The sequence below is a fragment of the Lacinutrix sp. genome (assembly GCF_037625555.1).
Taxonomy (GTDB): domain Bacteria; phylum Bacteroidota; class Bacteroidia; order Flavobacteriales; family Flavobacteriaceae; genus Lacinutrix.
On sequence record NZ_JASJHV010000129.1, the window covers coordinates 1 to 26,468 of the forward strand.

The following is a 26,468-nucleotide window of genomic DNA, read 5'->3' on the forward strand; positions in this document are numbered from 1 at the left end:
GATGACCATGCCATAGTAATAGACTCTGTGTCTAAACGCTACAGGATGTGTGGCGCAAGAATTGGTTGTTTAGTTTCTAAAAATAAGGAAGTAATGCAAACAGCATTAAAATTTGCACAAGCAAGATTGAGTCCTCCAACGTTAGCACAGATAGCTAGTGAGGCTGCTTTAGATACACCACAAAGTTATTTTGATGATGTTATTGAAGAATATGTAGAGAGAAGAAACACTTTAATTACTGAACTGAATAAAGTAGAAGGTCTAAAAGTTGCAAACCCTAAAGGTGCTTTTTATTGTATCGCAGAATTACCAGTTAAAAATAGTGATGCATTTGCACAATGGCTTTTAGAAGATTTTGAAGTAGATGGAGAAACAATAATGGTAGCACCAGCTGCAGGATTTTACTCGACTCCTGGCGTAGGTTTAAACCAAATTAGAATTGCATATGTTCTTAACAAAGAGAGTTTAATAAAATCTGTTAACATCCTTAAAGAAGCCTTAAAAGTATATAAAGATTAGTGCATATTCAACATAACATATCCCTAACAAACTATAATACTTTTGGTATTAACGTTAATGCAAAGCATTTTATTTCGGTAGAAACGTTAACCGAATTAATTTCAGTTTTACAGCTTAAAAACTATCCAAACAAGTTAATACTTGGTGGAGGCAGTAACATGCTTTTAACTAAAGATGTAGAGGCACTCGTTATTCATATAAATTTAAAAGGAACAACCAAAGTTAATGAAGATTCAGATTATGCATTTATAAAGGCAGATGCTGGAGAAAACTGGCATAAATTTGTGCTTTGGTGTTTAGATAATAATCTTGGCGGATTAGAGAACATGTCTTTAATACCTGGAAATGTTGGCACCTCACCTATCCAAAATATTGGAGCTTATGGTGTAGAGTTAAAAGACAACTTTGTGTCTTGTGAAGCTCTAAATCTAGATACTTTAGAAATTGAAGTTTTAAAAAAAAACGACTGTAATTTTGGATACAGAAATTCAATTTTTAAAAATCAAGTTAAAGGCAAATATATTATCATAAATGTCACTTTTAAACTATCAAAAAAGAAACACAAATTGCACACTAATTATGGAGCTATAACAACAGAGTTAGCTGCAATGAATATTAGCGAGCCTACAATTAAAGATGTATCTAACGCAGTTATAAGTATAAGGCAAAGCAAACTACCAGATCCTAAAAAAATTGGGAACAGCGGAAGTTTCTTTAAAAACCCAGTAATTCCATTAGACGCATTCAATACGCTAAAACTAAATTTTCCAGAAGCGCCAAGCTACCCAGTTTCAGAGAGTGAAGTAAAAGTTCCAGCTGGCTGGCTTATTGAAACAGCAGGTTTTAAAGGCAAAACATTTGGTAATTATGGTGTACATAAAAAACAAGCACTTGTATTAGTTAATTATGGTGGAGCTAAAGGAAAAGACATTCTTGCACTTTCAAAATTAATTCAAAAAACAATTTATCGTATATTTAATATTGAAATTGAACCCGAAGTAAATATTCTTTAAAATATTACGTTAGTAATTTACAAGCAAGCTAATAATTATTTAGAATGAAAATTAAGTTTAAAAAAAAAAGATTTTATGCTAATTTAATATTAGGAATAGTTTTTACGTCTTTAGGTATTTTTAGTCTTTTTGAAAATGATAATTTGAGATGGTCTAGTTATGGAAACTTATTTATTGGTATTTTGTATCTAATATATTTATTATTCGAATTTAAGCACCAATACCTAATTATTAAAAACAATACAATACAAAAAAACATACTTTACGGGTTAAAAAATAAAATAAATCTAAATGACATTATTTGGATTAGAAAATTTGCAGGAGATTACACATTAAACACAGAGTTAATAGAAAAACAATCCTTAATAGAGTTGAATACTTTTCTTGACACACTAAATTTACCATCAAAGAAAAGACAAGTAGTAAATAAAAAACAATAATAAACTTGAGCACATCTACAGAACAAGATATAATAACATTGTTACAAAATGGCGACAAAAAAGCCATTTCACTATTATATGAAAACTATTCTGGCGCACTTTTAGGAGTCATTAAAAAAGTGATTAAAGACAATGATATTCAACAAGACGTCTTACAAGAAAGTTTTATAAAAGTCTGGAAAAAAGGGAAAAACTACGACGCATCTAAAGCAAAATTATTTACATGGCTTTATCGTATTTTTTACAATTCTGCAATAGATAAAGTACGCTCTTTAAAGAATAAGACTACTAAAGAAGTCCAAATTGAAGATTCAAACGTATATAAATTAACGACTAATAGTTTAAATCAAGACACTCTAGACATACAAAAACACTTAAGTAGTATTGAATTAAAATATCAGGTAGTTTTAAATGCGCTATTTTTTGAAGGTATGACCCAACAAGAAGCTAGTGAAGATTTAAATATACCATTAGGAACAATTAAATCTAGATTAAAAATAGGGCTTCGCGAATTGAAAAAAATTTACAATCCTTAACAATAATGTGATGACTGATAAAGACACATTTTTAAAATCTGATTTGTTAGAAAGATATCTAGCAGGTCTAACTAATACTCAAGAAAACCTTGAAGTAGAAAGCTATATAAATACTTTTCCAGAAGTAAAAGAAGCATACCATAAACTCGAAAATAAATTAGAATTAGTTGCCTTGGCAAATGCAGAAGAAGCACCAACTCATTTATTAGAATCTATATTAGAAACACTAGACCATAAACCTGTAGTTCCTTTAAATAACAATAGAAATAAATCTTGGTTTACATATGGAATAGCAGCAAGTATTGCAACACTAGTTTTTGCTGGAAGTTCAGTATATTTTTATGTTCAAAATCAAGATTTACAAGACGAAAATCAAGTAATTGTTGATGAACTTTTTGATTTAAGAAGTGATATAGACCAAAATAATTTAAGACTTGAAGCTCTATCTAAAGAGTTTTCTAGATTAAACAATCCGGAAACCGAAAAATACATTTTAAATGGTAATGGCAGAGCAAAAAATTTAAAAACCATAGCCTACATAAATCCAAAAGATAGAACCTCTTTAATAGATGTTGTTTCATTACCATTACTCCCAAAAGATCAAGAATATCAAATTTGGGCAGAACTACAAGACAAGCAGGTTAATTTAGGAATATTAACACCTTCCGAAAGACGTCTTCAAGAAATTCCATATACTAAAGATGCCTTAGGATTGAGTATAACAATCGAACAAAAAGGTATTAAGCCAAATAAAAACACAACCGACACACCAGTAGCAGAAATAGAGTTGAAAATAGAAGATTAGTATTTCTTACAAAACACAAAAAAGCGTCTCATTAAAATAATGGGACGCTTTTTTTATAATAAATATTACTACTATTTAATCCTTATTTGGAGCCATAAATTTATAAACAATACCTGCTAAAATTGCACCAACAAATGGAGCTACCCAAAACAACCACAATTGACCCATTGCCTCTGCTCCTGCAAAAATTGCGACTGCAGTACTTCTTGCTGGATTAACAGATGTATTTGTAACAGGGATACTTATTAAGTGAATTAATGTTAAAGCTAAACCAATAGTCATACCACCAAAAGCTGGTGAAGCATTTTTGTGTGTAGCATCAAGTATAACAATTAAAAACATAAATGTCATTACAACTTCTGTAACTAAAGCACCAACCATCCCAAAGTTGACATCATATACATTAGCATCGTAAAAATTAGTTGCAAAAGTTCCAGGTGAAGAACCTAATTCTGTAAAATCTGCTGCACTACTAACAATTAAGTACAAAACCGCTGCTCCTACTGCACCTCCTATTACTTGAGCTGCAATATACCCAGGCAACTCTTTATTACTAAATCATCCACCCATAAATAAGCCAATAGAAACTGCTGGATTAAAGTGTCCTCCAGAAATGTGTCCTAATGCATAAGCACCTGTAAGCACTGTAAGACCAAAGGCTAGTGAGACATCTACAAGGCCAATTCCTACATCAGCAACTCCTGCTGCTAATACTGCACTACCACATCCACCAAGTACTAACCAAAAAGTACCAATAAATTCTGCTAATAGTTTTTTCATAATTATGATTTGTTTAAATTTAACACCATTAATAACTTTTTAACAAAAAAAAGATTGTTTATTTAAAAAAACGTTACAAAACCAATAAAACGCAATAATATTAGTTAAATGGATCGAAGTCTATGTATGACTAAAAATGTTATAAAAACTATTATCTTTGCAATGTTATATTTATTTAAAATAAAAAAACGTGAAACTTTTACTACTTACTTTAGCTTTATTAGCAATAGCATTTGCTGGAATTGCCATTAAAATATGGGCAAAAAAAGATGGGAAATTTGCTGGCACATGCGCAAGCCAAAACCCTATGCTAAACAAAGAAGGTGATTCTTGTGGTTTCTGCGGAAAAACTCCAGACCAGTTTGACAACTGCAACGAAACACAACACACATAACATTCTATGATTTTACTTGACATTATCTTCTACAGCTTTGTGGTTGTAGTTTGTATTCAAGTTATTTACTATGGTGTAATTTTTGGCAGCTTTGCTTACGGTAAAACAGAAAAAAAAGATCAAAAAAACTACCCAATATCTGTACTAATTTGTGCAAAAAATGAGGCTAAAAATCTAAAAAAAAATTTACCTTCAATATTAGAACAAAACTATTCCAATTTTGAAGTTGTACTTATAAATGATGCCTCAATAGACAACACATCAGAGGTTATGGAAGCCTTTGTTAAAACACACTCGAATATAAAAATTGTTAATGTTAAAAACATTGAGGCGTTTTGGGCAAATAAAAAATACGCCTTAACACTTGGCATAAAAGCTGCAAAATATAATAATTTACTATTTACAGATGCAGATTGCAAACCAGTTTCTAATAATTGGATAAGCGAAATAACTGCACATTTTAATAAAGAGAAAACCATAGTTTTAGGTTATGGTGCTTACAATAAAATTAAAAACTCTTTCCTTAATAAGTTAATTCGTTACGAAACTTTACTAACTGCGATTCAATATTTTTCTTTAGCTAAATTAGGCACACCTTTTATGGGAGTTGGACGAAACTTAGCTTATAACAGAGAAGAATTTTTTAAAACAAACGGTTTTATTAAACATATAGATGTTCGTTCTGGTGACGATGATTTATTTATTAACGAAGCTGCGCATTCTAAAAACACAGTAATTTGTTTTACAAAAGAAAGTTTCACCACTTCTAATCCCCAAACAACTTACAAAAAATGGTTTCGCCAAAAACGTAGGCATGTTTCTACTGCCAACAAATATCAATTTAAACACAAAGCAATTTTAGCTTTATTCTATAGTACTCAAGTTTTATTTTGGGCACTTTCAACTATACTATTAAGCTTATTGTTTTATTGGCAATTTTTTGCCATACTAATAGCTATTAGATTCCTTATTCAATATATAGTAGTTGGTTTATCAGCAAAAAAATTAAGCGAAATAGATGTCATATATTTGCTTCCGTTTCTCGAACTGTTTTTAGTTGGATTTCAATTAACTATATTTATCTCTAATCTTATTTCAAAACCAAACCATTGGAAATAGAAGAAGCCATTTTAAAAGCAAAGAAAAATAATCAAAAAGCATTTAATTTTTTATTGGATGAGTTTTGGGATTACGTTTATGGATTTCAATTAAAAAGAGTTTCTAACGAATATGAAGCTGAAGATATTACCATACAAACCTTTTCTAAAGCATTTGATAAAATTGATAAATTCGACGAGAAATACAATTTTAAAACATGGCTAATTACCATCTCAAAAAACATACAAATAGACCTGCAACGAAAAGAAAAAAGCTCTATAAATTCTAAAATCATAAATCACGAAGATGACAAGGTATATCGAGTAATCGATGATGCACCATCGCCAGAAGACAAACTTATTACTGAACAAAATTTAGCGAAATTACTACGCGATATTAAAAAGTTAAAACCGCATTATCAAGAAGTAATAAATCTAAGGTATTTTCAAGAACTTAGCTATGCAGAAATTAGCAAGGAATTAAATGAGCCAATGAATAATATTAAGGTAAAGCTACTAAGGGCAAAGAAATTATTGGCAGAAATTATTAAGAAGTAATGCTTTCAATTAAAAAACTTGGACCTGGTTTACTTTTTGCAGGAGCTGCAATTGGCGTTTCGCACTTGGTCCAATCTACTAAAGCTGGTGCAGATTTTGGTCTTGGTTTACTTTGGGCATTATTATTAGTTAACCTTTTTAAATATCCTTTTTTTCAAATTGGGCCACGCTATGCGTCTGCTACAGGTGAAAGCCTTTTAGATGGTTATAAAAAATTAGGAAAAAGTGTTTTAAGTGTTTATTTTATTCTCACACTTGCAACCATGTTCACTATACAAACAGCAGTAACCATTGTAACTGCTGGATTAGCAACTTCACTATTTGGTGACTTTATACCAATTAAAGTTTGGACTATTATTATTCTATTTATTTGCGGAGCTATTCTATTTTTTGGTAAATACAGACTACTAGATCGTTTAATGAAAATAATTATTGTAACATTAACTGTAAGTACTATTCTTGCTGTAATATTAGCTTTATATAAATCTAACAGTACTTTGTCTGTGTCTCAAGTATTGCCAAAAGGAACTTTAGAAATTAGTTTTCTAATTGCTTTTATGGGATGGATGCCAGCACCTTTAGACATTTCTGTATGGCATTCCCTTTGGACTGTAGAAAAAGAGAAACACACTATAGAGAGAGACCTAAAAGCTTCACTTTTCGATTTTAATATTGGCTATATTACTGCTATTTTTCTAGGCATAGGTTTTCTACTTTTAGGAGCTCTTGTAATGTTTAATAGTGGTGAAAATTTTAGCGCTAAAGCAGGCGTATTTTCAAATCAATTAATAACAATGTATGCTAGTAGTTTAGGAGACTGGTCTTATATAATAATTGGTCTTGCAGCTTTCACCACAATGTTTAGCACAACATTAACTACACTAGATGCCTCACCAAGAGCAATGAATAAAACTATAGAATTATTAACAAATAAAAAGCAAAAATTTGGTTATGCCTTCTGGATTATGCTACTAATTTTAGGTACTATTTTTATTTTTTTTGTCTTTTTTTCAGAAATGGGCTTGCTTATAAAAATCGCAACTATACTTTCTTTTATAACTGCTCCTTTTTACGCTGTTATTAACTATGTTTTAATTAGTAGTAAACACACTCCAAAAAAATGGAGACCTAATCAACCATTGCATATACATAGTATTTTAGGCATTCTTTTTCTAATAGGTTTTAGTGTTTGGTATCTTACTATTTTATAGAATACTTCGTATCTTTGTATCAAGAAAGAAAAATTTATGAATACAGAAACTACTTCAACGATATCTGTTAAAGAAAGACAACCCAAGCCAAAATGGTTACGCGTAAAATTACCTACTGGTAAGAAATACACAGAACTTCGTGGTTTAGTAGACAAATACAAACTAAATACTATTTGCACCTCTGGAAGTTGCCCAAATATGGGTGAATGTTGGGGAGAAGGCACTGCCACTTTCATGATATTAGGAAACATTTGTACTCGTTCTTGCGGATTTTGTGGTGTAAAAACCGGAAGACCAGAGACTCTAGATTGGGACGAACCAGAAAAGGTAGCGCGTTCAATTAAAATCATGAAAATTAAACATGCCGTTCTAACTAGTGTAGATAGAGACGATATAAAAGACATGGGAAGTATTATGTGGGCAGAAACCGTAAAATCTGTTCGTAGAATGAATCCTGAAACTACTTTAGAAACTTTAATTCCAGATTTTCAAGGTATAGAAAAACATATAGATAGAATTATAGAGGTTGCTCCTGAAGTAGTATCACACAACATAGAAACAGTAAAGCGTTTAACTAGAGAGGTTAGAATTCAAGCTAAATACGAACGTAGTTTGGGTGTTTTAAAGTATTTAAAGCAACAAGGACAGAGAAGAACAAAATCTGGTATCATGCTAGGTTTAGGAGAAACGCGAGAGGAAGTAATTGAAACATTACATGATTTACGTGCTAATGATGTGGATGTAGTTACCATTGGGCAATACCTACAACCAAGTAAAAAACATTTACCAGTAAAAGAATTTATTACTCCTGAGCAATTTAAAGAGTACGAAACCATTGGTCTAGAATTAGGGTTTCGTCATGTAGAAAGTAGCGCATTAGTACGTTCTTCTTACAAAGCTCAAAAACATATAAATTAATATGATTACTATTGCTATAAATGGTTTCGGTCGTATTGGTCGACGTGTTTTTAGACTCTTACAGGATTATAAAAACATTAAAGTTGTAGCAATTAATGATCTGGCAGATGCAAGAACATTAAGTCACTTGTTAAAGTACGATAGTATTCATGGTATTTTTAAAGGCGAAATTTCAAATACAGAAAACCATATTATCGTTAATAATAATGAAGTCGTTTTATTAAACGAAAATCATCCAAGTCACATTAATTGGAAACCATTTAATGTTGACTTTGTTATAGAAGCTACAGGTAAATTTAAAACATCCAAAGATTTAGAACATCACATACAAAATGGAGCAAAACGTGTTATTTTATCAGTTCCTCCTACAGACGATACTATAAAAACTATTGTTTTAGGAACTAATGAAAATATTTTAGATGGTTCCGAAAAAATAATATCTAATGCATCTTGTACAACAAATAATGCAGCGCCAATGATTGCTATTATTAACGAACTTTGTGGTATAAATCAAGCCTATATTACAACCATACACTCATATACAACAGACCAAAGTTTACACGACCAGCCACATCGAGACTTACGTCGTGCAAGAGCTGCTGGGCAGTCTATTGTACCAACAACAACAGGAGCTGCAAAAGCATTAACAAAAATTTTTCCAGAGTTAGCTAATGTTATTGGAGGCTGTGGTATTCGTGTACCTGTAGCAAATGGCTCACTAACAGATATTACATTTAATGTAAAAAAACCGGCAACCATAGATGCTATAAACACCGCGTTTAAAGAGTCAGCAAATGGCGAATATAAAGGTATCTTAGAGTATAATGAAGATCCAATTGTATCTATTGATATTGTTGGAAATTCGCATTCTTGTATTTTCGATTCGCAAATGACTTCTGTAATTGGGAATATGGTAAAAATTATAGGTTGGTACGATAACGAAACTGGATATTCAAATCGAATAATTGACCTTATTGTCAATTTATCGGAAAAAAATGCACTTTTATCGAGTAAATAATTATATTTGTTGTAGCTAATTATGCTATAATGTCCCAATTTAAGAAAACTATTTACAACTTTTTTTTATTGTATGGAGTAATTGCTTTTGCGCAAGAACTTAAACAAACAGATACAATTATGCTTCAGTCTGAAGTAAACTCAAGCTTATCACTAGCCCAAAAAAACATTAAAAACTATAATTATTTACAAGCTAAATCAGGTTTAGAAAGCGCACTAGAGAAGGCAAAAATATTGAATAATAAAAAAAGCTTAGGCTTGGTATATTTCAACCTTGGTAAAATTCAGTATTTGTTAGAGGAATCTAATCAAGCAATAATCACACTTATTCGAGCAATAGAAATTCAACGTTTTGCAAAAGATAAAATTAATATTGCAGAAACACACAAAACACTTGGCGATGTATACTTAAATAGTAAAAAGCCAAAACAAGCAATTGAGCACTATATATCCGCACAAACTTTTTCTAACCTAGAAAACCTTAAAAACCTAGAAACCGAAACTATTATAAAAAAAGGTGAAGCACACCTAGTTTTAGGAGATTATAGAAGTGCAGAGATAGCTTTTAAAAAAGCGGTCACTTTATCTAGAAAGTTCAATATAGATAGACAACTTAGCATTAGCCTAATAAATTTAGGTATCACACAAACTAAAAACGGGCTTTTACTATCTGCTCAAAAAAATATTAAAGAGGGAAATACAATTGCAAAGGAAAATAAAGCAGTAGAAATACTTAATCTGGGTTATTTAAGCTTAAGTAACTTACAAGAGCTACAAGGTAATTATAGACTTGCAAACAAGAATTTAAAAGCACACTTAAAACTAACAGACTCATTATTTGAAACTAAAAGCGGATTATTATTAAAAGAAAAAATTAACGAATCTATAATTGCAAGTCAGTTAGATGCACAAAAACAAGTGAATGCAGAATTAGAAGAAGAAAATGAAGAAGAAGCAAGCACGAGTACTTTTAACCAACTAACAACCATACTTACCATTGCTTTAATTACTATTCTCTCTTTACTTACATTATCGCTTTACAAAAACAATAATATTAGATTAAAATCTAATTTGGTATTACAAAATAAAAACAATACACTTATTGAAAGTAAAGAAAAAGCTGAACTAGCATCTAGAACAAAAGCAAATTTCCTATCTACGGTAACCCACGAGCTAAGAACACCACTTTATGCGGTTACTGGACTAACAAATATGCTTTTGGAAGAAGACCCAAAACCAGACCAAATACCACATTTAAATTCTTTAAAATTTTCTGGCGACTACCTTTTAACTTTTATTAACGACATACTTCAAATTAACAAAATTGAAGCTCAAAAAGTAGAAATTGAGAAAGAAGTCTTCAATTTAAAAAAGAAAATTGCTAACATCATTTCTGCATTAAACAACTCAGCTTCACTAAATAATGTTAAATTACATTTTGAATTTGATGAAAAATTACCTCATAATTATTTGTCAGATCAACTTAAAATCTCACAGATTTTAATAAACCTAATAGGTAACTCCATTAAATTTACAAAAGATGGTGACATTTGGGTTCGAGTTAACAAAATAAACAACATTAACGGCATATACAATATTCGTATTGAAATTGAAGACAACGGAATAGGGTTTAGTAAAGAAAAGCAAGAACGCATGTTTGAAAGCTTCTCTCAAGGCTCTAATCAAATTAATAGAAAATATGGTGGAACTGGTCTAGGACTCTCTATTGTTAAAGGTTTAATAGAAATATTAAAAGGAAAAATATATTTTGAAAGTGAACTTGAAAAAGGCACAACTTTCTTTGTAGAAATACCTTTCGAGTTTGCCGAAGAAACTGTGGAAAGAGAACAAATTAGTTACTTTAAAAACATAAACGAAGATATACTTAACAAAGTTAATATTCTATTGGTTGAAGACAATAAAATCAATCAAATGATTACTAAGAAAATTTTAAATAAATTAAAACTTAATTGCGAAGTTGTAGAAAATGGTGAAGATGCTGTAGAAAAAGTAAAATCTAACACTTATGATGTTGTTTTAATGGATATTCACATGCCAGGAATTAGTGGTATAGAAGCCACTAAAATAATAAGAAAATTCGATAAAAAACTATCAATTTACGCGCTTACGGCAGTAACAATTGAAGATAAAATGGTGGAATTTGATGAAGCAGAATTTACAGATATTATTAGTAAACCATTTAAGCAGGAAGATTTCGAAAAGAAATTATTTGATGCAATAGTATTAAAAGAGAAAGCATAAACTAGACTTTATCTTTTACCTGTTCATTAAAATCATTCTCTCTATCTATTCTAATACTAATTGAAAGATAATATAATTTATTAACCAACTTTTTTTCACTAACTAATCTTACATAATCCTTTTCTGTAGTTACTACTAACTTATTTCTAGAGATAGTTTCTATTTCTTTTTTGGAAAAATCATGATGATCACTATACTCCATATGATTAAAATTCAACCCTTTATTTTTCAAGAATTCAATTAAAGGTTTTGCATTTGCTATTCCTGTAACCAAAGTAAAATCTTCAAGAAGGTCAAGAGCAATAGTTTTTTGATTACCAATAACTGAAGTAGCATAACCAATAGTACTAAAAAAAAGCTGTTGGCCTTTTTTTAGCTTCAACTTACCTTCTAATATTTGTTTTCTATTTAGGGTTAAATTTTCTGGACATTTGGTTACAACAATTATTTGTGCTCGTTTTGCGCCTTGCTTAGGCTCACGCAAATTGCCGGTAGGCAGTACAAAACCTTTGTAATACAAATCAGAATACGTGGTCAATAAAATATTAAGTTTCGCTTTAACTTTTCTATGTTGAAAAGCATCATCTAAAATAATTAAATTGGGTTGTTTTTTTAAATTACGCAGATTTAATATTCCGTTTTGTCTATTTTCATCTACAGCAACAGAAATTTTATTTTTAAATTTATTATAAAACTGAAAAGGTTCATCTCCTAATGTATTTGCAGAGGATTCTTCATTTGCCAACAAAAATCCTTTAGTTTTTCTTCCATAACCTCTACTTAAAGTGGCTAAAGTATAGTCTTGATATAGAAGTCTAATTAAGCACTCTACCATTGGAGTTTTGCCAGTTCCACCTGCACTTAAATTACCAACACAAATTACAGGAAAACTATACGTTTTAGATTTAAATATACCTAAATCAAAAAATTTATTACGCAACCATGTAATAGCATAATAAATAGGCACAATTGGGAATAATAAGAGTCTAATTAATTTCATTGCTATGGTTTAAGCATAACGAAAGTAAAAATTTTATATTTGTTACAAATCAATTCACATAAATAAAATGATTATTCAAGACATTATAGACCATCTCGAAGACTTTGCTCCTTTAGCATATGCAGAAGATTTTGACAATGCAGGTTTACTTGTAGGTGACAAAAACGCAGGTTTAACAGGTGTTTTAGTAACTTTAGACACTTTAGAAACAGTTATAGAAGAAGCTATAGAGAGCAATTGTAATCTTATAGTAAGTTTTCATCCAATAATTTTTAAAGGCTTAAAAAAGTTAACTGGCAAAACATATGTTGAACGCACAGTACAAAAAGCGATAAAAAACGATATTGCCATTTATGCAATTCATACTGCACTAGACAATAATATAGAAGGTGTAAATGATATGATTTGTAAACAACTAGGCTTGTTTAACAAATCGATATTAATACCACAGGTAGAAACAATAAAAAAACTAACTACTTATGTACAAAAAAAAGAAGCAGATAGATTAAGAGCATCTATTTTTAAAATTGGAGCTGGAAACATTGGCAACTATAGTAATTGTAGTTTTAACATAGAAGGAACTGGAACTTTTAAAGGTAATAAAAACTCAAATCCAACTATAGGTAATAAAGATGAAACAGTTTCTTTAAACGAAACAAAAATCTCAATAACTTTTGCTAAACACCTAGAAAACGAAGTTATAGATACACTATTTAAAAATCATTCTTACGAAGAAGTTGCTTACGAAATAACTACATTAGAAAACAGAAACCAAAATATTGGAATGGGAATGGTTGGAACTTTAGAAACACCAATGTCTGAAAATGATTTTTTTAAGTTTTTAAAGACAAAAATGAAAACTGAAAGCATTCGACATTCAAAATTATTAAATAAACCAATTAAAAAAGTAGCGGTATTAGGAGGCTCTGGAAGTTTTGCAATTAAAGCTGCAATAGCAGCAAAAGCTGATGTTTTTGTAACTTCCGATTTAAAATACCACGACTTTTTTACTGCCGAAAACACTATTGTTCTTGCAGATATTGGGCATTATGAAAGCGAACAGTACACAAAAAACGGTTTAGTTGCACATCTTACAAAAAAAATTAGTAATATTGCAGTCCTTTTATCAAAGACAAACACCAATCCTGTTAACTATTTTTAAAGTATGGCAAAGAGTAAAGAAATAAGTGTTGAGCAACGTTTAAGAGCTTTATACGATTTACAATTAATCGATTCTAGAATCGATGAGATAAGAAACGTTCGCGGAGAACTACCTTTAGAAGTTAATGATTTAGAAGACGAAGTCACCGGATTAAAAACAAGATTAGAAAAACTTGAAGAGAATTTGGCAGCTACAGATGCTCAAATTAGCGACAAAAAGAATCTAATTGAAGAAGCTAAAACTTTAATAAAAAAGTATAGCGAACAACAAAAAAATGTTAGAAATAACAGAGAATTCAACTCGATTACTAAAGAGGTTGAGTACCAAGAACTAGAAATAGAACTTGCTGAAAAACACATTAGAGAATTTAGAGATCAAATAGAGCAGAAGAAAGAAGTTGTAGACAAGACAAGAGATCATGCTAAAGAGCGTGAAACTCATCTTAAGCACAAAAAAAGCGAGTTAGATGCTATTTTAGCAGAAACTGAAAAAGAGGAAGAAGCACTTATTAAAAAATCTGAAGATTACAAGAGAAAAATCGAAGAGCGTTTAGTAAAAGCTTATAACCGCATAAGAACTAACGTTAAAAATGGTTTAGCAGTTGTACCAATCGAAAGAGGTGCATCTGGTGGATCTTACTTTACTATTCCACCACAAGTACAAATGGAAATTGCTTCTCGTAAAAAAATTATTACTGATGAGCATTCTGGACGTATTTTAGTTGATGAAGTTTTAGCAGAAGAACAAAAAGCGAAAATGGCTAAAATGTTTAAAAAACTTTAATCCAATTTTATATTAAAATTTTAAAATAATTAAAGTTACTTAACTTTTCAAGACTAACAATAAAAATCGCTATGAAAAAGTTAATTACACTACTAATTATAAGTTTATTATTTAGTTGCAAAAACACAGCACAAAATACAGACATTAAAGTAGCAAAAGAAAATATAAAAACCGCAAAACCTTTAGAGATACCATTAGAAAACGGAATGTCAAAAGCGTATTTTGCTAGCGGTTGTTTTTGGTGCGTAGAAGCTATTTACGAAAGTGTTAAGGGTGTAGAAGAGTCAATTAGTGGTTATGCTGGAGGACACACAAAAAACCCAACTTACGATGCAAGCAACACTGGTAGAACAGGACACGCAGAGGCTGTAGAAATCATCTACAATCCAAAAATTGTAAGCTTTGAAACCTTGATAGATGTTTATTTTGCATCACAAAACCCAACACAAGTTAATGGGCAAGGTCTAGATAGAGGTTCTCAATACCGTTCTATTATTTTTTATCAAAATGATGCACAGAAAAAAATAATTGAAACTAAAAAAGCAGCCTTAGCTAAAAAACTAAATACAACTATTGCGGCAGAAATATATCCTTTCCAAAAATTTTGGATTGGAGAAGATTACCACCAAAATTACGAGAAACTACATCCAGAAAACAGATATATTCAAGGTGTATCTATACCAAGATTAAAACGTTTTCAAGCCAAAATGCCAGAGGTTTTAAAAAAATCTCACTAATTTATCTTAAAATGAGTAATGTAAAGTGTCGTTTTATAAATAATAAAATACTGATATTAATTAAAAACAGTAAAATCCAGCATTATAAATCGATTACGCTTCTAGTATAATAACTTAAAACTCTGGGCTATTTTTTCGCCTTAAACAGTATCCATATCATAGCAATAAATAGTTGTTTCATAAATAATATTTTTTTGTGGATGGTACATAACAACAACAAAAACTGGATTTTTAGTATCGCCATCAATATCTGATGCTCTTACATAATAACCTTTAGGAACAGTCCTTAATTTTTTTGCTATTTTAACTTCGTGCAAGGATAGTTTTGATGCAACTACCTCTGTGGTCTTAGAAAGGTCATCAAAATAATCGCTAGCTACTTCACTAGGATAAAATATCTCAGTATCTACTGCTAGATAATTATTTTCATAGCCAACAACACGAACAGATTCAGTATCATAAACCTTTATATCTTTACTTGTTTCAAAAGAATAAAAATATTTTTCAGAGGAAATTGTTCTTTGTGCAAAACCTATATGGCAAATTCCAATTAGAAAAATTTAGTGTATATTATCTTTTTAATCATAGGTATTATGTCTATTAGCTTTTTAAAAAATGTAATTAAAATTCATAAATGTATATATTTTTAATTGTTTTTTTAAATTTAAATCACACCAGAGGTCTAAATTTTAGTTGCCTTAATCTCAAAAATTAAAGGATACAACTTATCTTTTGTAGTGTACATTCCTGACTGTGTTTCTTGCAATTCTGGCAAAACATTATAAGGGCTTTCGTTGTGCTCATTTAGATATTCAATCTTTAAACCAGCTTCGATTAAAGCATTAATTACTTCGCTTAAACCATGGTTCCAACCATATTCTTTAGTTACCATTTTAGACTCTTGATTGGCATAGGTGCCTTCATATTCTTCATAAATAACCTCATCTTGCATATAACCATATTTCATAATTGGCTTATTGTCTAAATAATCGAACATCCAAACAATGGGATGAAACTCTACCATATAAAACACACCTCCTTTTTTAAGTTTTTCGGCAATCATTTTTCCCCAAGGTTTTAAATCTGACAACCACCCAATTACGCCATAACTAGTATAAACAATATCAAAAACACCTTGAACATGTTTTGAAGTGTCTAAAACATTACAACACACAAATTCGGCATTTAATTCTAATTCTGTGTTTAACTCTTGTGCTAATTTAATACCTGCATCACTTAAATCTACTCCAGTACTTTTTACTCCTAACCTACTCCAACTTAAAGTATCTTGCCCAAAATGACATTGTAAATGCAACAGAGTTTTACCAGTAACATCACCTAAAGCATTAAGCTCATATTTCATTAAAGAGGTTTTTCCGCTTTTAAAAGCTTCCATTGCATACATATCACTTTCGGCATGTACTTTTACTTTATCGTTCCAAGTCGCTTTATTTGCGTTAAAATATTCTGAATTATTAGTCATATGTAGCTGGTATTTTCTCAAAATTAATTAATATTTCTTAGCTTTGAAAGAAAACCGAAATCCATGTATAGAATACTTTTTATTTGCTTACTTTTTTTGTCATCTTGTAAAGAAGAACAACCACAAAAAGAATACACACTTGCCCAAAAAATTGCAAATGCACATGGTTTCGAGAATTGGGACAGTGTTAAAGAGTTTCACTTTACATTCAATGTAGACAAAGACAGCACACATTTTGGTCGTTCTTGGATATGGAAACCTAAAATTAATGAGGTAACAATGCTAACCCAAAAAGACACTATTACTTACAAAACAAATAAAATAGAACAAGAAAGCCTTAACGCAGATCGTGCATTTATAAACGATAAATATTGGGCTTTATTACCATTTCAATTAATTTGGGACACTAGTGCCTCCCTTGGCCAACCAATTAAAATTGAAGCACCAATTAGTAAAAAAGAACTTTACAAAGTAACTTTAACCTATCCTGCAGATGGAGGTTATACTCCTGGAGATGCTTATGATATTTATTATGATGATAACTTTATTATTCAAGAATGGGTGTTTAGAGAAGCGAATGCAAAAGAACCATCGATGACTAATACTTTTGAAAACTACAAAGATTTTAATAGTATTAAATTAGCACAAGACCATAAAAAAGCTGAAGGTAATTGGAACCTTAACTTTACTAATATTAAAGTAATTACAGAATAACCACTAAAACATAAAAAGTGTCAAACTATACTTTAGGCATCGACTACGCTAAGCAATTAGACAAAGAAGATACAATATCGCATTACAGAGAGCAATTTCATATTCCAAAAGACAAAGATGGAAACAACTGGCTATACTTTACAGGTAACTCACTAGGATTACAACCAAAATCGACTCAAAAATACATTCAACAAGAATTAAAAGATTGGGCGAATTTTGGTGTAGAAGGCCATTTTGAAGCTAAAAATCCTTGGATGCCTTATCATGAATTCTTAACAGAATCTATGGCTAAAATTGTTGGTGCAAAACCAATAGAGGTTGTAATAATGAATACTTTAACAACTAATTTACACTTGTTAATGGTGAGTTTTTACCAACCAACAAAAACAAAATATAAAATAGTAATAGAAAGTGATGCTTTTCCTAGTGATAGGTATGCAGTGCAAACTCAATTAGAATTTCATGGTTTTGATGCTAGTGAAAGTTTAATAGAATGGAAACCTAGAGATGGAGAAGACCTACTAAATATTGAAGATTTAGAAACTATTCTTGAAGAACAAGGAGACGAGATTGCATTATTACTTATTGGAGGTGTAAATTATTACACAGGACAATATTTAGACATAAAAAAAATAGCAAAATTAGGTCATGCAAAAAATTGTATGGTAGGTATAGATTTAGCACATGGAGCAGGAAATATAAAACCAGATTTTCATGATTCTGGAATAGATTTTGCAGCTTGGTGTACTTACAAATATTTAAACTCTGGACCAGGAAGTTTGGGTGGCCTTTTTGTACACGAAAAGCATGCTCACAACAAAAAACTAAAACGTTTTGCAGGTTGGTGGAGCCACAATAAAGCAACACGTTTTAACATGAGACAACCATTGGATGTAATTCCAGGAGCAGAAGGTTGGCAACTTAGCAATCCACCAATATTATCTATGGCAGCAATTAAAGCTTCATTAGATATGTTTAACGAGGTTGGTATGGATGCACTTAGGGAGAAATCCGAAAAATTAACTGGTTATTTCGAGTTTTTAATTAACGAATTAAACAACAATAAAATAAAGATAATAACACCAACAAATCCTAAAGAAAGAGGGTGCCAATTATCTATTCAAGTAAAAGATGCTGATAAAAGTTTACACAAAAAATTAACCGAAGCACATATTATTACCGACTGGAGAGAACCAGACGTAATACGTTGCGCACCTGTACCTTTGTATAATACGTTTGAAGATGTATTTAGAATGGTGGAAAAATTAAAAGAACTATTAAATGAGTAAAAAAGACAACATACTAATTATTGGAGCTGGACTTTGTGGCTCTTTACTAGCATTACGTTTAGCACAAAGAGGTTACACTGTTAACGTTTACGAAAGTAGACCAGACCTTCGTACTACAGATATTTCTGCAGGACGCTCAATTAACTTAGCACTATCAAATCGTGGTTTAAAAGCCTTACGATTAGCAGGAATAGAAGACAAAGTAAAACCACTTTGCATACCTATGTATGGAAGATTAGTACACGATATAGAAGGCAACACATTTCCTTCAAATTACTCTGGTCGTGAAGGCGAATTTATCAACTCTATTTCTAGAGGAGAATTAAATGGTTTATTACTTACAGAAGCCGATAAATACGACAACTTAACCTTTCATTTTAATAAAAAGTGCAACAGTATTGACATCGAAAATAATTCAGCACAACTTTACGATTATGTTACTAAAGCCGAAACTGAAGTTACAGGTGATGTTCTTTTTGGTACAGATGGTGCAGGATCATCACTCCGTAAAGCCTACTATTTAGAACGCAAATTTTTATTTAGTTTTTCACAAAATTATTTAACCCATGGCTATAAAGAATTAGAAATTCCGGCTTCAAAATACGGAAAACATTTAATAAGTAAAGACTATTTACATATTTGGCCAAGAGGAGAATATATGGTAATTGCTTTACCAAATCTAGATGGAAGTTTTACAGTAACGCTATTTTTAAGTTACGATGAAGGTGAATATAATTTTAATAACCTTACCACAGAAGAGACGATTACAAAATTCTTTAAAACACAGTTTCCAGATGCTTTAGCATTAATTCCAAATATTACTGAAGAATTTTTCAATAATCCAACAGGTCCTTTAGGGACCATAAAATGTTCGCCTTGGCACAACCAAAATAAAAATATTCTATTAGGTGATTCAGCACATGCTATTGTACCGTTTTATGGGCAAGGCATGAATGCTTCTTTTGAAGATGTTGCCGTTTTTGATGCCATTTTAGAAGCACATGAAGGCGATTGGGAAACCATTTTTAAAATTTACGAAAAAACACGTAAAGTAGATACAGACGCTATTGCAGATTTAGCAATTGATAATTATTACGAAATGCGAGATCACGTTGCAAATCCAATATTTAAAGAAAAGCGTATCTTGGAAATGGCTTTAGAAAAAGAATTTCCAAACGCCTATTTCTCTAAATATTCTATGGTCACTTTTAAAGAAGATATTCCTTATTCTAAAGCCATGAAAAAAGGAAGAGCACAAGACAAAGCTATTTTAAATTTGATTGTAGAAAAAGAGATCTCGACTACACTCGACATGACAGAAGAAAATTTAAAAATTCTATTAAAAAAAGTACAAGAAGAAACCCAAGCCATTTTACAAGACGATAAAATTGCTGGATTAAAAGAGTAAGCAGTAAGCAGTAAGCAGTAAGCAGTAAGCAGTAAGCAGTAAGCAGTAAGCAGTAAGCAGTAAGCAGTAAGCAGTAAGCAAAAATAAAAATAACTTGGACAACACAAAAACATTTTAAAAGTGAAAGTCCTAAATCAATTCGCAGAATTGAACATTGAAATTTAGAAATAATGAACGCTATTGAAATTTAAAATATATTTTAAATTGAAGATACCCAAACGAAGTTTGATGGATAAGCAAAGTGAAGCTTTAAGCACGAAATTCCGAAAAGTGAGTGTTCTACAGGAATTTCCTCATTTCAATATGAATTTTTGGTTTTGATCCGCAATGTACTTTCATTTAAAACAGTGTTTTAAATTCAGTAATGCATCAAGACAAAATGAACAGAAATAAAAAAAAGAAGAGATTGCCACATAATGCAAAAAGGCATAATTCGCAATGACACAAATAAACATATTATGAGTAAAAAAAATGAGATCCCTATTTCAGAAGGAACAAAAGTAACACCAAGAGGCGCATATCCTCACACCAAACGCGTTGGCGATTTTATTTTCGTTTCTGGAACAAGTTCACGTAGAGCGGATAATACCATTGCAGGAGTCGATATTATAGACAACATGGGAACCAAACGACTAAACGCAGAAGTACAAACGCGTGAGGTTTTAAAAAACATAGATACCAATCTTAAAAAGGTTGGAGCTAGTTTAAAAGATGTTGTAGACGTCACCTCATTTCTAGTAAACATGAATGACTTTGCAGGTTATAACAAAGCTTATGGAGAGTTTTTTGATAAAGAAACAGGACCAACAAGAACTACAGTAGCAGTGCACCAATTACCGCATCCAGATTTGGTAGTAGAAATTAAAGTAATGGCTTATAAAACGCGATAAATAATAAAATTCTTATCTGTGAGAAATACATTAAAGTACATAACTATTTTGCTTCTATCTCTATTTTCTATATCTAGCTGTAAAAAAAGCAGTACTAAACAGAATAATAGTTTAATACATAAAACAACCGGACAAAAGGTTGAAATTGAAAATAAAATTGATTCATTATTACATATTATGACCATAGAAGAAAAAGTTGGTCAAATGAATCAATATAGTGACTTTTGGGATGTAACGGGTCCAGCACCAAAAAACGGAAGTGCAGAAATTAAATATACGCATATAAAAAAAGGCTTGGTTGGAGCAATGCTAAATGTAAAAGGCGTTGAACACGTTAGAGCGTTTCAAAAAATAGCAGTAGAAGATACACGTTTAGGAATTCCTTTATTATTTGGATTCGATGTTATTCATGGTTTCAAAACACTCAGCCCTATTCCTCTAGCAGAAGCCTCCAGTTGGGATTTAGATGCCATACAAAAATCCGCAAGAGTGGCAGCCACAGAAGCTTCATCCGCAGGTATTAATTGGACATTTGCGCCTATGGTAGACATCACAAGAGATGCAAGATGGGGACGCGTTATGGAAGGTGCTGGAGAAGATCCATTTTTAGCTAGCAAAATTGCTACTGCAAGAATAAAAGGTTTTCAGGGAGACAATTTAAAAGCTACTAATACTATTGCTGCTTGCGCAAAACATTTTGCTGCTTACGGATTCGTGGAGGCCGGAAAAGAATATAACACAGTAGATATTGGTGCTTCCACGTTACACAATATTGTATTACCTCCTTTTGAAGCTGCCGTACAAGCAGATGTAAAAACATTTATGAATTCCTTTAATGAACTCAATGGCATACCAGTAACTGGTAATTCTTATTTACAAAGAGAAATTTTAAAAGGAAAATGGAATTTTCAAGGATTTGTAGTCTCAGATTGGGCATCCATAAGAGAACTTATAAATTGGGGACACGCAAAAGACAGTAAGGAAGCATCTAAAATAGCTGTTAATGCAGGTTCAGATATGGATATGGAAGGCTATGCTTATGTTGAAGAGCTAGCTAAATTGGTGAAAAATGGAGATGTAAAAGAATCCATAATAGATGATGCCGTTAGACGTATTTTAAGAGTTAAATTTGAATTAGGCTTATTCGATAATCCTTATAAATATTGTGATATTAAAAATGAAAAAAATACGCTTTACAATCCTAAACATCAAGAAGCGGTTTTATATATAGCAAAAAAATCTATTGTGCTTCTAAAAAACGAAAACAATATACTTCCACTTAAAAAAGAAGGACAAAAAATCGCTCTTATTGGTGCTTTAGCTGCCGATAAAAATAGCCCACTAGGGAGTTGGAGAATTGCATCAGATGATAACACTGCAGTATCTGTTTTAGAAGGCATGCAAAAGTATGATGGAAATACCTTAAACTACCAAAAAGGTGTTGATTTAATAATTGGACAAGCTTCATTTGTTAACGAAGTAGTTATTAATCAAAACGATAAATCTAAGTTTCCCGAAGCTATAAAAGCAGCAAAAGAGTCAGATATTGTTGTAATGGTTCTTGGTGAACATGGTTTCCAAAGTGGCGAAGGAAGAAGTAGAACAAGCTTAGGATTACCTGGATTACAACAAGAATTATTAGAAGCCATTTTTAAAGTTAATAAAAACATAGTTCTAGTCTTAAATAATGGTAGGCCATTAGCAATAGAATGGGCTACAAAAAATATTCCAGCAATTGTAGAAGCATGGCAACTAGGTTCGCAATCTGGTAATGCTATAGCAGAAGTATTATATGGTGATTATAATCCTAGCGGAAAATTACCCATGTCCTTTCCCAGAAATGTAGGTCAACTGCCACTGTATTATAATTACAAAAATACAGGAAGACCTTCTAATGATGGAGATAATGTTTTTTGGTCACATTATAGCGATTCTAAAAACACGCCATTATTTCCTTTTGGATTCGGATTAAGTTATACCAAATTTAAATATAGTAACTTTAAAATCAATGGCTCTAAATTTAAATTAAATGAAACAATAGAATTATCTATAGATGTAACGAATACTGGCAATTTTGATGGAAAGGAAGTTGTTCAATTATATATAAGAGATCTCGTTGGAAGCATTACTAGACCAGTTAAAGAATTAAAAGGGTTCGAACTCATTGCAATAAAAAAAGGAGAAACAAAAACCGTTAATTTTGTTTTAAACAAAAACTTATTAGGCTTTTATAATAATGACGGAGATTTTATTACAGAAGTTGGTGATTTCAAAGTTTATATTGGAAGTAATTCTGTAGACACCATTGAAAAAGAAATTGAATTAATAAATTAATAACAGTTATTCTTATATATAGCCATCATAAAATTATGAACATTCAAAACTACATAAACGGAACATTTCATAACCCAATTCGTAATCACTGGATAGACAATTATAATCCTAGTAATGGAGAAATCTACGGACAAATTCCTAACTCGACAAAAGAAGATATAGAAAACGCGTATATAGCTGCAAAGTCTGCTTTTCCTATTTGGTCTCAAACTACTTTTGAAGAGCGTAGCAGAATATTAATTAAAATTTCCGAATTACTAGAAGCCAATCTTGATCGTTTTGCAGAAGCAGAGAGTAAAGATAATGGCAAACCTGTCAGTCTGGCTAAAGCTATAGACATACCAAGAGCAGCTAGTAATTTTAGATTTTTCGGAAATGCCATTACTCAATTTGCAAGTGAAAGCCACGAAAGTGTTGGCGAAGCAATAAATTACACCTTACGCCAACCTATTGGAGTTGTAGGTTGTATTTCTCCTTGGAACCTCCCACTCTATCTCTTTACATGGAAAATTGCACCTGCAATTGCAGCAGGAAACTGTGTAGTTGCAAAACCAAGCGAAGTAACACCAATGACCGCTTTTCTTTTAGGAGAAATTTGCAACCAAGCAGGCCTACCAAAAGGTGTATTAAACATCGTCCATGGATTAGGCACAACAACAGGTCAAGCCATTATAGAACATGAAGATATTAAAGCCATTAGTTTTACAGGTGGTACTGCAACAGGAGCTCATATTGCAAAAGTAGCGGCTCCACTATTTAAAAAACTCTCTTTGGAATTAGGTGGAAAAAACCCAAATATTATTTTTGCAGATTGTGATTATGAAGACATGTTAAATACAACTGTAAGATCATCTTTTGCAAATCAAGGGCAAATTTGTTTATGCGGAAGCAGAATTTTTGTAGAAGCTTCTATTTATGAGAAATTTAAAAAAGATTTTATTGAAAAAGTAAAGGTTTTAAAAGTCGGTCATCCCACTGAAGCAGCAACAAATATTGGCGCATTAGTTTCTAAACCACATTTAGAAAAAGTAAAAGAATATATAGACATTGCTAAAGCTGAAAACGGGACAATACTTTGCGGCGGTAATCAAGTGACTGTAAAAGGATACGAAAACGGTTATTATTTAGAACCTACCGTAATAGAAGTAGAATCTGACGAATGTAGAGTAAACCAAGAAGAAATTTTTGGACCAGTAGTTACTATCATGCCATTTAAAAGTGAAGATGAAGTGTTACAAATGGCCAACAAAGTAAAGTATGGACTCTCTGCAACACTTTGGACTAACAATTTAAAAAGAACGATGCAATTAAGTAACCAACTACAAGCAGGAATTGTTTGGGTTAACACCTGGATGATGCGCGATTTACGAACACCTTTTGGTGGTGTAAAAGCATCTGGTGTTGGTCGTGAAGGCGGATTTGAAGCGCTACGCTTTTTCACCGAAGCTAAGAATGTTTGTATAAAATATTAAAATCCCATCAGATTCTTCCCAAAGGGAAGACACTCTTCTGGAAAAATAAAACGAAATAAAATATTAACAACTAACAAAACGCCTTCCCTTAGAGAAGGTTGGGATGGAAATGAATCTAAATCTAAACAACAAATACGCATTAGTTTGCGGAAGCACAGCAGGAATAGGAAAAGCTACAGCAATTGCATTAGCAGAAGAAGGTGTGCAAGTCACCCTTATTGCTAGAAACGAAGAGAAACTAAAAGTGACTTTAGCAGAATTACCTCAACACAGAAATCACGATTATATAGTAGCAGATTTTTCTAATCCTTCAGAATTAAAAGCCAGAGTTACAGACTATGTTTCTAGAAATCACGGTTTCCATGTCCTTGTTAATAATACTGGAGGTCCAAAAGGCGGACCAGTATTTTCAGCAGCCATAGACGAATTTGAAAATGCTTTTACACAACATTTAAAATGTAATCATGTGTTAGCACAAGCTGTCGTACCGTTCATGAAAGATGAAAAATATGGGCGTATAATAAATGTAATATCTACGTCGGTTAAACAACCTTTAGATGGCCTTGGAGTTAGCAATACCATTCGTGGTGCAGTTGCTAATTGGAGTAAAACATTAGCCAACGAACTTGGCCAATTTGGTATTACAGTAAACAATGTACTACCTGGAGCAACAGGAACAGATCGTTTAGCAGAAATAATAAAAAACAAGTCTGCTAAATCTGGAAATACCGAAGAAGAGTCTGCAAATGCAATGAAAAGCGCTGTACCAGCTAAGCGTTTTGCAAAACCAGAAGAATTGGCCGATGCCATAACATTTTTAGCCAGCGAACGTGCAGCATATATTAATGGCATAAACCTACCTGTAGACGGAGGAAGAACAAAGAGTTTATAATTCTCTAATTCGTTTTTTATTCCTATTTTTATTGAATTGATTAATCTGCGTTAAGGATTGAAGCGACATCCTTTTTTTTAAACGTAAGTTCGAGTGTTTTGTGAAGTATGAACAAAATGTATCGAGAACAAGTTTAAAAAAAAGATATAGCAAAAAGCCTGACCCTTTTTAGGGTAACGCCCAAAATATAAAACCATGAGTAAACTAGTGTCTCCCCTAAATTTTAAAGCTTGGATAGATGAGAATAGACATTTATTAAAACCCCCAGTTGGTAATAAGTGTGTATGGAATGATGGCGATTTTATTGTTATGGTTGTTGGCGGACCAAATAATAGAAAAGATTACCATTATAACGAAACACCTGAATTTTTCTACCAAGTAGAAGGTGATATGGTTTTAAAAATAATGGATGGAGACACGCCAAAAGATGTACACATTAAGGAAGGTGATATTTATTTATTACCTCCAAAAGTGCCACATTCTCCGCAACGTGGAGCAAATACTGTTGGTTTAGTAATAGAATATCCACGTTCTAAAAAAATGAAGGATGCACTTGTGTGGTATTGCGAAAATTGCAATGAGAAGTTATATAAGAAAAAGTTTAAACTTGATAATATAGAAACTGATATGCCTGTAATTTTTGATAAATTTTACAACAATGAAAAAAAACGGACTTGCAAAAAATGTAGTACAGTCATGCAACCACCTAGCAAAGTAAAATAAACAAAAACCAACTTGTAATTGCGAGCCTTTT

At 31.5% G+C, this 26,468-nt stretch carries 26 protein-coding genes and 1 pseudogene; 23 read left to right on the forward strand and 4 right to left on the reverse strand.

What is annotated here, in order from left to right; genetic code table 11:
- From QNK89_RS10530 to QNK89_RS10550, 5 genes are all read left to right on the forward strand, one after another.
- The coding region (locus QNK89_RS10530; RefSeq protein ID WP_340171003.1) for an aminotransferase class I/II-fold pyridoxal phosphate-dependent enzyme at positions 1-519 on the forward strand (519 nt) is incomplete at its 5' end.
- On the forward strand, positions 519-1,532 hold the full coding sequence (gene murB, locus QNK89_RS10535; protein WP_340171004.1) for a UDP-N-acetylmuramate dehydrogenase: 1,014 nt from the start codon (positions 519-521) through the stop codon (positions 1,530-1,532). The genes QNK89_RS10530 and murB, both read left to right, overlap by 1 nt.
- Positions 1,533-1,576: 44 nt before the next feature.
- Positions 1,577-1,972: a hypothetical protein gene (locus QNK89_RS10540; RefSeq protein ID WP_340171005.1), complete on the forward strand. Its 396-nt coding sequence runs from the start codon at positions 1,577-1,579 to the stop codon at positions 1,970-1,972.
- Positions 1,973-1,977: 5 nt separating this feature from the next.
- The gene (locus QNK89_RS10545) at positions 1,978-2,508 is read left to right on the forward strand and encodes a sigma-70 family RNA polymerase sigma factor (protein WP_340171006.1); all 531 of its coding nucleotides are present in this window, start codon (positions 1,978-1,980) and stop codon (positions 2,506-2,508) included.
- Positions 2,509-2,518: 10 nt separating this feature from the next.
- The gene (locus QNK89_RS10550) at positions 2,519-3,313 is read left to right on the forward strand and encodes an anti-sigma factor (protein WP_340171007.1); all 795 of its coding nucleotides are present in this window, start codon (positions 2,519-2,521) and stop codon (positions 3,311-3,313) included.
- Positions 3,314-3,388: 75 nt separating this feature from the next.
- Here QNK89_RS10550 and aqpZ read toward each other — a convergent pair.
- Positions 3,389-4,096 (reverse strand): annotated as a pseudogene (gene aqpZ, locus QNK89_RS10555) (aquaporin Z).
- A gap of 187 nt (positions 4,097-4,283) precedes the next feature.
- Here aqpZ and QNK89_RS10560 point away from each other — a divergent pair.
- The 7 genes from QNK89_RS10560 to QNK89_RS10590 all read left to right on the forward strand — a co-directional run bounded on the left by QNK89_RS10560 (position 4,284) and on the right by QNK89_RS10590 (position 11,550).
- A complete protein-coding gene (locus tag QNK89_RS10560) occupies positions 4,284-4,487 on the forward strand; it encodes a membrane or secreted protein (RefSeq protein ID WP_340171008.1) in 204 nt (67 codons plus the stop codon).
- Between the two features lie 6 nt (positions 4,488-4,493).
- A complete protein-coding gene (locus tag QNK89_RS10565) occupies positions 4,494-5,606 on the forward strand; it encodes a glycosyltransferase (RefSeq protein WP_340171009.1) in 1,113 nt (370 codons plus the stop codon).
- The gene (locus tag QNK89_RS10570; RefSeq protein WP_340171010.1) at positions 5,597-6,142 is read left to right on the forward strand and encodes a sigma-70 family RNA polymerase sigma factor; all 546 of its coding nucleotides are present in this window, start codon (positions 5,597-5,599) and stop codon (positions 6,140-6,142) included. The genes QNK89_RS10565 and QNK89_RS10570 overlap by 10 nt, the downstream gene beginning before the upstream one ends.
- Positions 6,142-7,353, forward strand: coding sequence for an Nramp family divalent metal transporter (locus QNK89_RS10575; protein WP_340171012.1), 1,212 nt, complete (start codon positions 6,142-6,144; stop codon positions 7,351-7,353). The genes QNK89_RS10570 and QNK89_RS10575 overlap by 1 nt, the downstream gene beginning before the upstream one ends.
- Positions 7,354-7,389: 36 nt before the next feature.
- The gene (gene lipA, locus QNK89_RS10580; protein ID WP_340171013.1) at positions 7,390-8,271 is read left to right on the forward strand and encodes a lipoyl synthase; all 882 of its coding nucleotides are present in this window, start codon (positions 7,390-7,392) and stop codon (positions 8,269-8,271) included.
- Position 8,272: 1 nt separating this feature from the next.
- Positions 8,273-9,289, forward strand: coding sequence for a type I glyceraldehyde-3-phosphate dehydrogenase (gene gap, locus QNK89_RS10585; RefSeq protein WP_340171014.1), 1,017 nt, complete (start codon positions 8,273-8,275; stop codon positions 9,287-9,289).
- Positions 9,290-9,357: 68 nt separating this feature from the next.
- Positions 9,358-11,550, forward strand: coding sequence for an ATP-binding protein (locus QNK89_RS10590; protein ID WP_340171015.1), 2,193 nt, complete (start codon positions 9,358-9,360; stop codon positions 11,548-11,550).
- A gap of 1 nt (position 11,551) precedes the next feature.
- Here the strand turns inward: QNK89_RS10590 and lpxK are convergent, their stop codons facing one another.
- Complete coding sequence (gene lpxK / locus QNK89_RS10595; RefSeq protein WP_340171016.1) at positions 11,552-12,550, reverse strand: tetraacyldisaccharide 4'-kinase; 999 nt, start codon at positions 12,548-12,550, stop codon at positions 11,552-11,554.
- Between the two features lie 67 nt (positions 12,551-12,617).
- Between lpxK and QNK89_RS10600 the strand changes: the two genes are divergently transcribed.
- The 3 genes from QNK89_RS10600 (at position 12,618) to msrA (ending at position 15,232) form a co-directional block, all read left to right on the forward strand.
- A complete protein-coding gene (locus QNK89_RS10600; protein ID WP_340171017.1) occupies positions 12,618-13,712 on the forward strand; it encodes a Nif3-like dinuclear metal center hexameric protein in 1,095 nt (364 codons plus the stop codon).
- A gap of 3 nt (positions 13,713-13,715) precedes the next feature.
- On the forward strand, positions 13,716-14,495 hold the full coding sequence (locus QNK89_RS10605; RefSeq protein WP_340171018.1) for a C4-type zinc ribbon domain-containing protein: 780 nt from the start codon (positions 13,716-13,718) through the stop codon (positions 14,493-14,495).
- Between the two features lie 71 nt (positions 14,496-14,566).
- Complete coding sequence (gene msrA / locus QNK89_RS10610) at positions 14,567-15,232, forward strand: peptide-methionine (S)-S-oxide reductase MsrA (protein ID WP_340171019.1); 666 nt, start codon at positions 14,567-14,569, stop codon at positions 15,230-15,232.
- Positions 15,233-15,372: 140 nt separating this feature from the next.
- On the opposite strand, the gene QNK89_RS10615 is transcribed toward msrA, so the two are convergent.
- On the reverse strand, positions 15,373-15,549 hold the full coding sequence (locus QNK89_RS10615) for a hypothetical protein (RefSeq protein ID WP_340171020.1): 177 nt from the start codon (positions 15,547-15,549) through the stop codon (positions 15,373-15,375).
- A 365-nt stretch (positions 15,550-15,914) separates the two neighbouring features.
- Positions 15,915-16,715, reverse strand: coding sequence for a class I SAM-dependent methyltransferase (locus QNK89_RS10620; RefSeq protein WP_340171022.1), 801 nt, complete (start codon positions 16,713-16,715; stop codon positions 15,915-15,917).
- Between the two features lie 63 nt (positions 16,716-16,778).
- On the opposite strand from QNK89_RS10620, the gene QNK89_RS10625 reads away from it, so the two are divergent.
- The 8 genes from QNK89_RS10625 (at position 16,779) to QNK89_RS10660 (ending at position 26,437) form a co-directional block, all read left to right on the forward strand.
- On the forward strand, positions 16,779-17,429 hold the full coding sequence (locus tag QNK89_RS10625; protein ID WP_340171023.1) for a hypothetical protein: 651 nt from the start codon (positions 16,779-16,781) through the stop codon (positions 17,427-17,429).
- A 17-nt stretch (positions 17,430-17,446) separates the two neighbouring features.
- Positions 17,447-18,718, forward strand: a complete 1,272-nt coding sequence (gene kynU / locus QNK89_RS10630) for a kynureninase (RefSeq protein WP_340171024.1) — start codon at positions 17,447-17,449, stop codon at positions 18,716-18,718.
- Positions 18,711-20,126: an NAD(P)/FAD-dependent oxidoreductase gene (locus QNK89_RS10635; protein WP_340171025.1), complete on the forward strand. Its 1,416-nt coding sequence runs from the start codon at positions 18,711-18,713 to the stop codon at positions 20,124-20,126. The genes kynU and QNK89_RS10635 overlap by 8 nt, the downstream gene beginning before the upstream one ends.
- 458 nt (positions 20,127-20,584) lie before the next feature.
- Positions 20,585-21,016: a RidA family protein gene (locus QNK89_RS10640; protein ID WP_340171026.1), complete on the forward strand. Its 432-nt coding sequence runs from the start codon at positions 20,585-20,587 to the stop codon at positions 21,014-21,016.
- An 18-nt stretch (positions 21,017-21,034) separates the two neighbouring features.
- Positions 21,035-23,350, forward strand: a complete 2,316-nt coding sequence (bglX, locus tag QNK89_RS10645; protein ID WP_340171028.1) for a beta-glucosidase BglX — start codon at positions 21,035-21,037, stop codon at positions 23,348-23,350.
- Positions 23,351-23,385: 35 nt separating this feature from the next.
- Positions 23,386-24,822: an aldehyde dehydrogenase gene (locus tag QNK89_RS10650; RefSeq protein ID WP_340171029.1), complete on the forward strand. Its 1,437-nt coding sequence runs from the start codon at positions 23,386-23,388 to the stop codon at positions 24,820-24,822.
- Between the two features lie 109 nt (positions 24,823-24,931).
- Positions 24,932-25,714, forward strand: a complete 783-nt coding sequence (locus tag QNK89_RS10655) for an SDR family oxidoreductase (protein WP_340171054.1) — start codon at positions 24,932-24,934, stop codon at positions 25,712-25,714.
- Between the two features lie 195 nt (positions 25,715-25,909).
- Positions 25,910-26,437: a 3-hydroxyanthranilate 3,4-dioxygenase gene (locus tag QNK89_RS10660; RefSeq protein ID WP_340171030.1), complete on the forward strand. Its 528-nt coding sequence runs from the start codon at positions 25,910-25,912 to the stop codon at positions 26,435-26,437.
- Positions 26,438-26,468: the final 31 nt, after the last annotated feature.

What these genes read in the sequence shown, in the direction of transcription:
- QNK89_RS10550 (WP_340171007.1), top strand. Translation starts at nt 2,519, where the DNA reads ATGACTGATAAAGACACATTTTTAAAATCTGATTTGTTAGAAAGATAT.
- QNK89_RS10540 (WP_340171005.1), top strand. Translation starts at nt 1,577, where the DNA reads ATGAAAATTAAGTTTAAAAAAAAAAGATTTTATGCTAATTTAATATTA.
- QNK89_RS10565 (WP_340171009.1), top strand. Translation starts at nt 4,494, where the DNA reads ATGATTTTACTTGACATTATCTTCTACAGCTTTGTGGTTGTAGTTTGT.
- QNK89_RS10605 (WP_340171018.1), top strand. Translation starts at nt 13,716, where the DNA reads ATGGCAAAGAGTAAAGAAATAAGTGTTGAGCAACGTTTAAGAGCTTTA.
- QNK89_RS10635 (WP_340171025.1), top strand. Translation starts at nt 18,711, where the DNA reads ATGAGTAAAAAAGACAACATACTAATTATTGGAGCTGGACTTTGTGGC.
- gap (WP_340171014.1), top strand. Translation starts at nt 8,273, where the DNA reads ATGATTACTATTGCTATAAATGGTTTCGGTCGTATTGGTCGACGTGTT.
- QNK89_RS10640 (WP_340171026.1), top strand. Translation starts at nt 20,585, where the DNA reads ATGAGTAAAAAAAATGAGATCCCTATTTCAGAAGGAACAAAAGTAACA.
- lipA (WP_340171013.1), top strand. Translation starts at nt 7,390, where the DNA reads ATGAATACAGAAACTACTTCAACGATATCTGTTAAAGAAAGACAACCC.
- QNK89_RS10625 (WP_340171023.1), top strand. Translation starts at nt 16,779, where the DNA reads ATGTATAGAATACTTTTTATTTGCTTACTTTTTTTGTCATCTTGTAAA.
- QNK89_RS10660 (WP_340171030.1), top strand. Translation starts at nt 25,910, where the DNA reads ATGAGTAAACTAGTGTCTCCCCTAAATTTTAAAGCTTGGATAGATGAG.
- msrA (WP_340171019.1), top strand. Translation starts at nt 14,567, where the DNA reads ATGAAAAAGTTAATTACACTACTAATTATAAGTTTATTATTTAGTTGC.
- QNK89_RS10620 (WP_340171022.1), bottom strand. Translation starts at nt 16,715, where the DNA reads ATGACTAATAATTCAGAATATTTTAACGCAAATAAAGCGACTTGGAAC.
- QNK89_RS10650 (WP_340171029.1), top strand. Translation starts at nt 23,386, where the DNA reads ATGAACATTCAAAACTACATAAACGGAACATTTCATAACCCAATTCGT.
- QNK89_RS10600 (WP_340171017.1), top strand. Translation starts at nt 12,618, where the DNA reads ATGATTATTCAAGACATTATAGACCATCTCGAAGACTTTGCTCCTTTA.
- QNK89_RS10655 (WP_340171054.1), top strand. Translation starts at nt 24,932, where the DNA reads ATGAATCTAAATCTAAACAACAAATACGCATTAGTTTGCGGAAGCACA.
- lpxK (WP_340171016.1), bottom strand. Translation starts at nt 12,550, where the DNA reads ATGAAATTAATTAGACTCTTATTATTCCCAATTGTGCCTATTTATTAT.
- QNK89_RS10575 (WP_340171012.1), top strand. Translation starts at nt 6,142, where the DNA reads ATGCTTTCAATTAAAAAACTTGGACCTGGTTTACTTTTTGCAGGAGCT.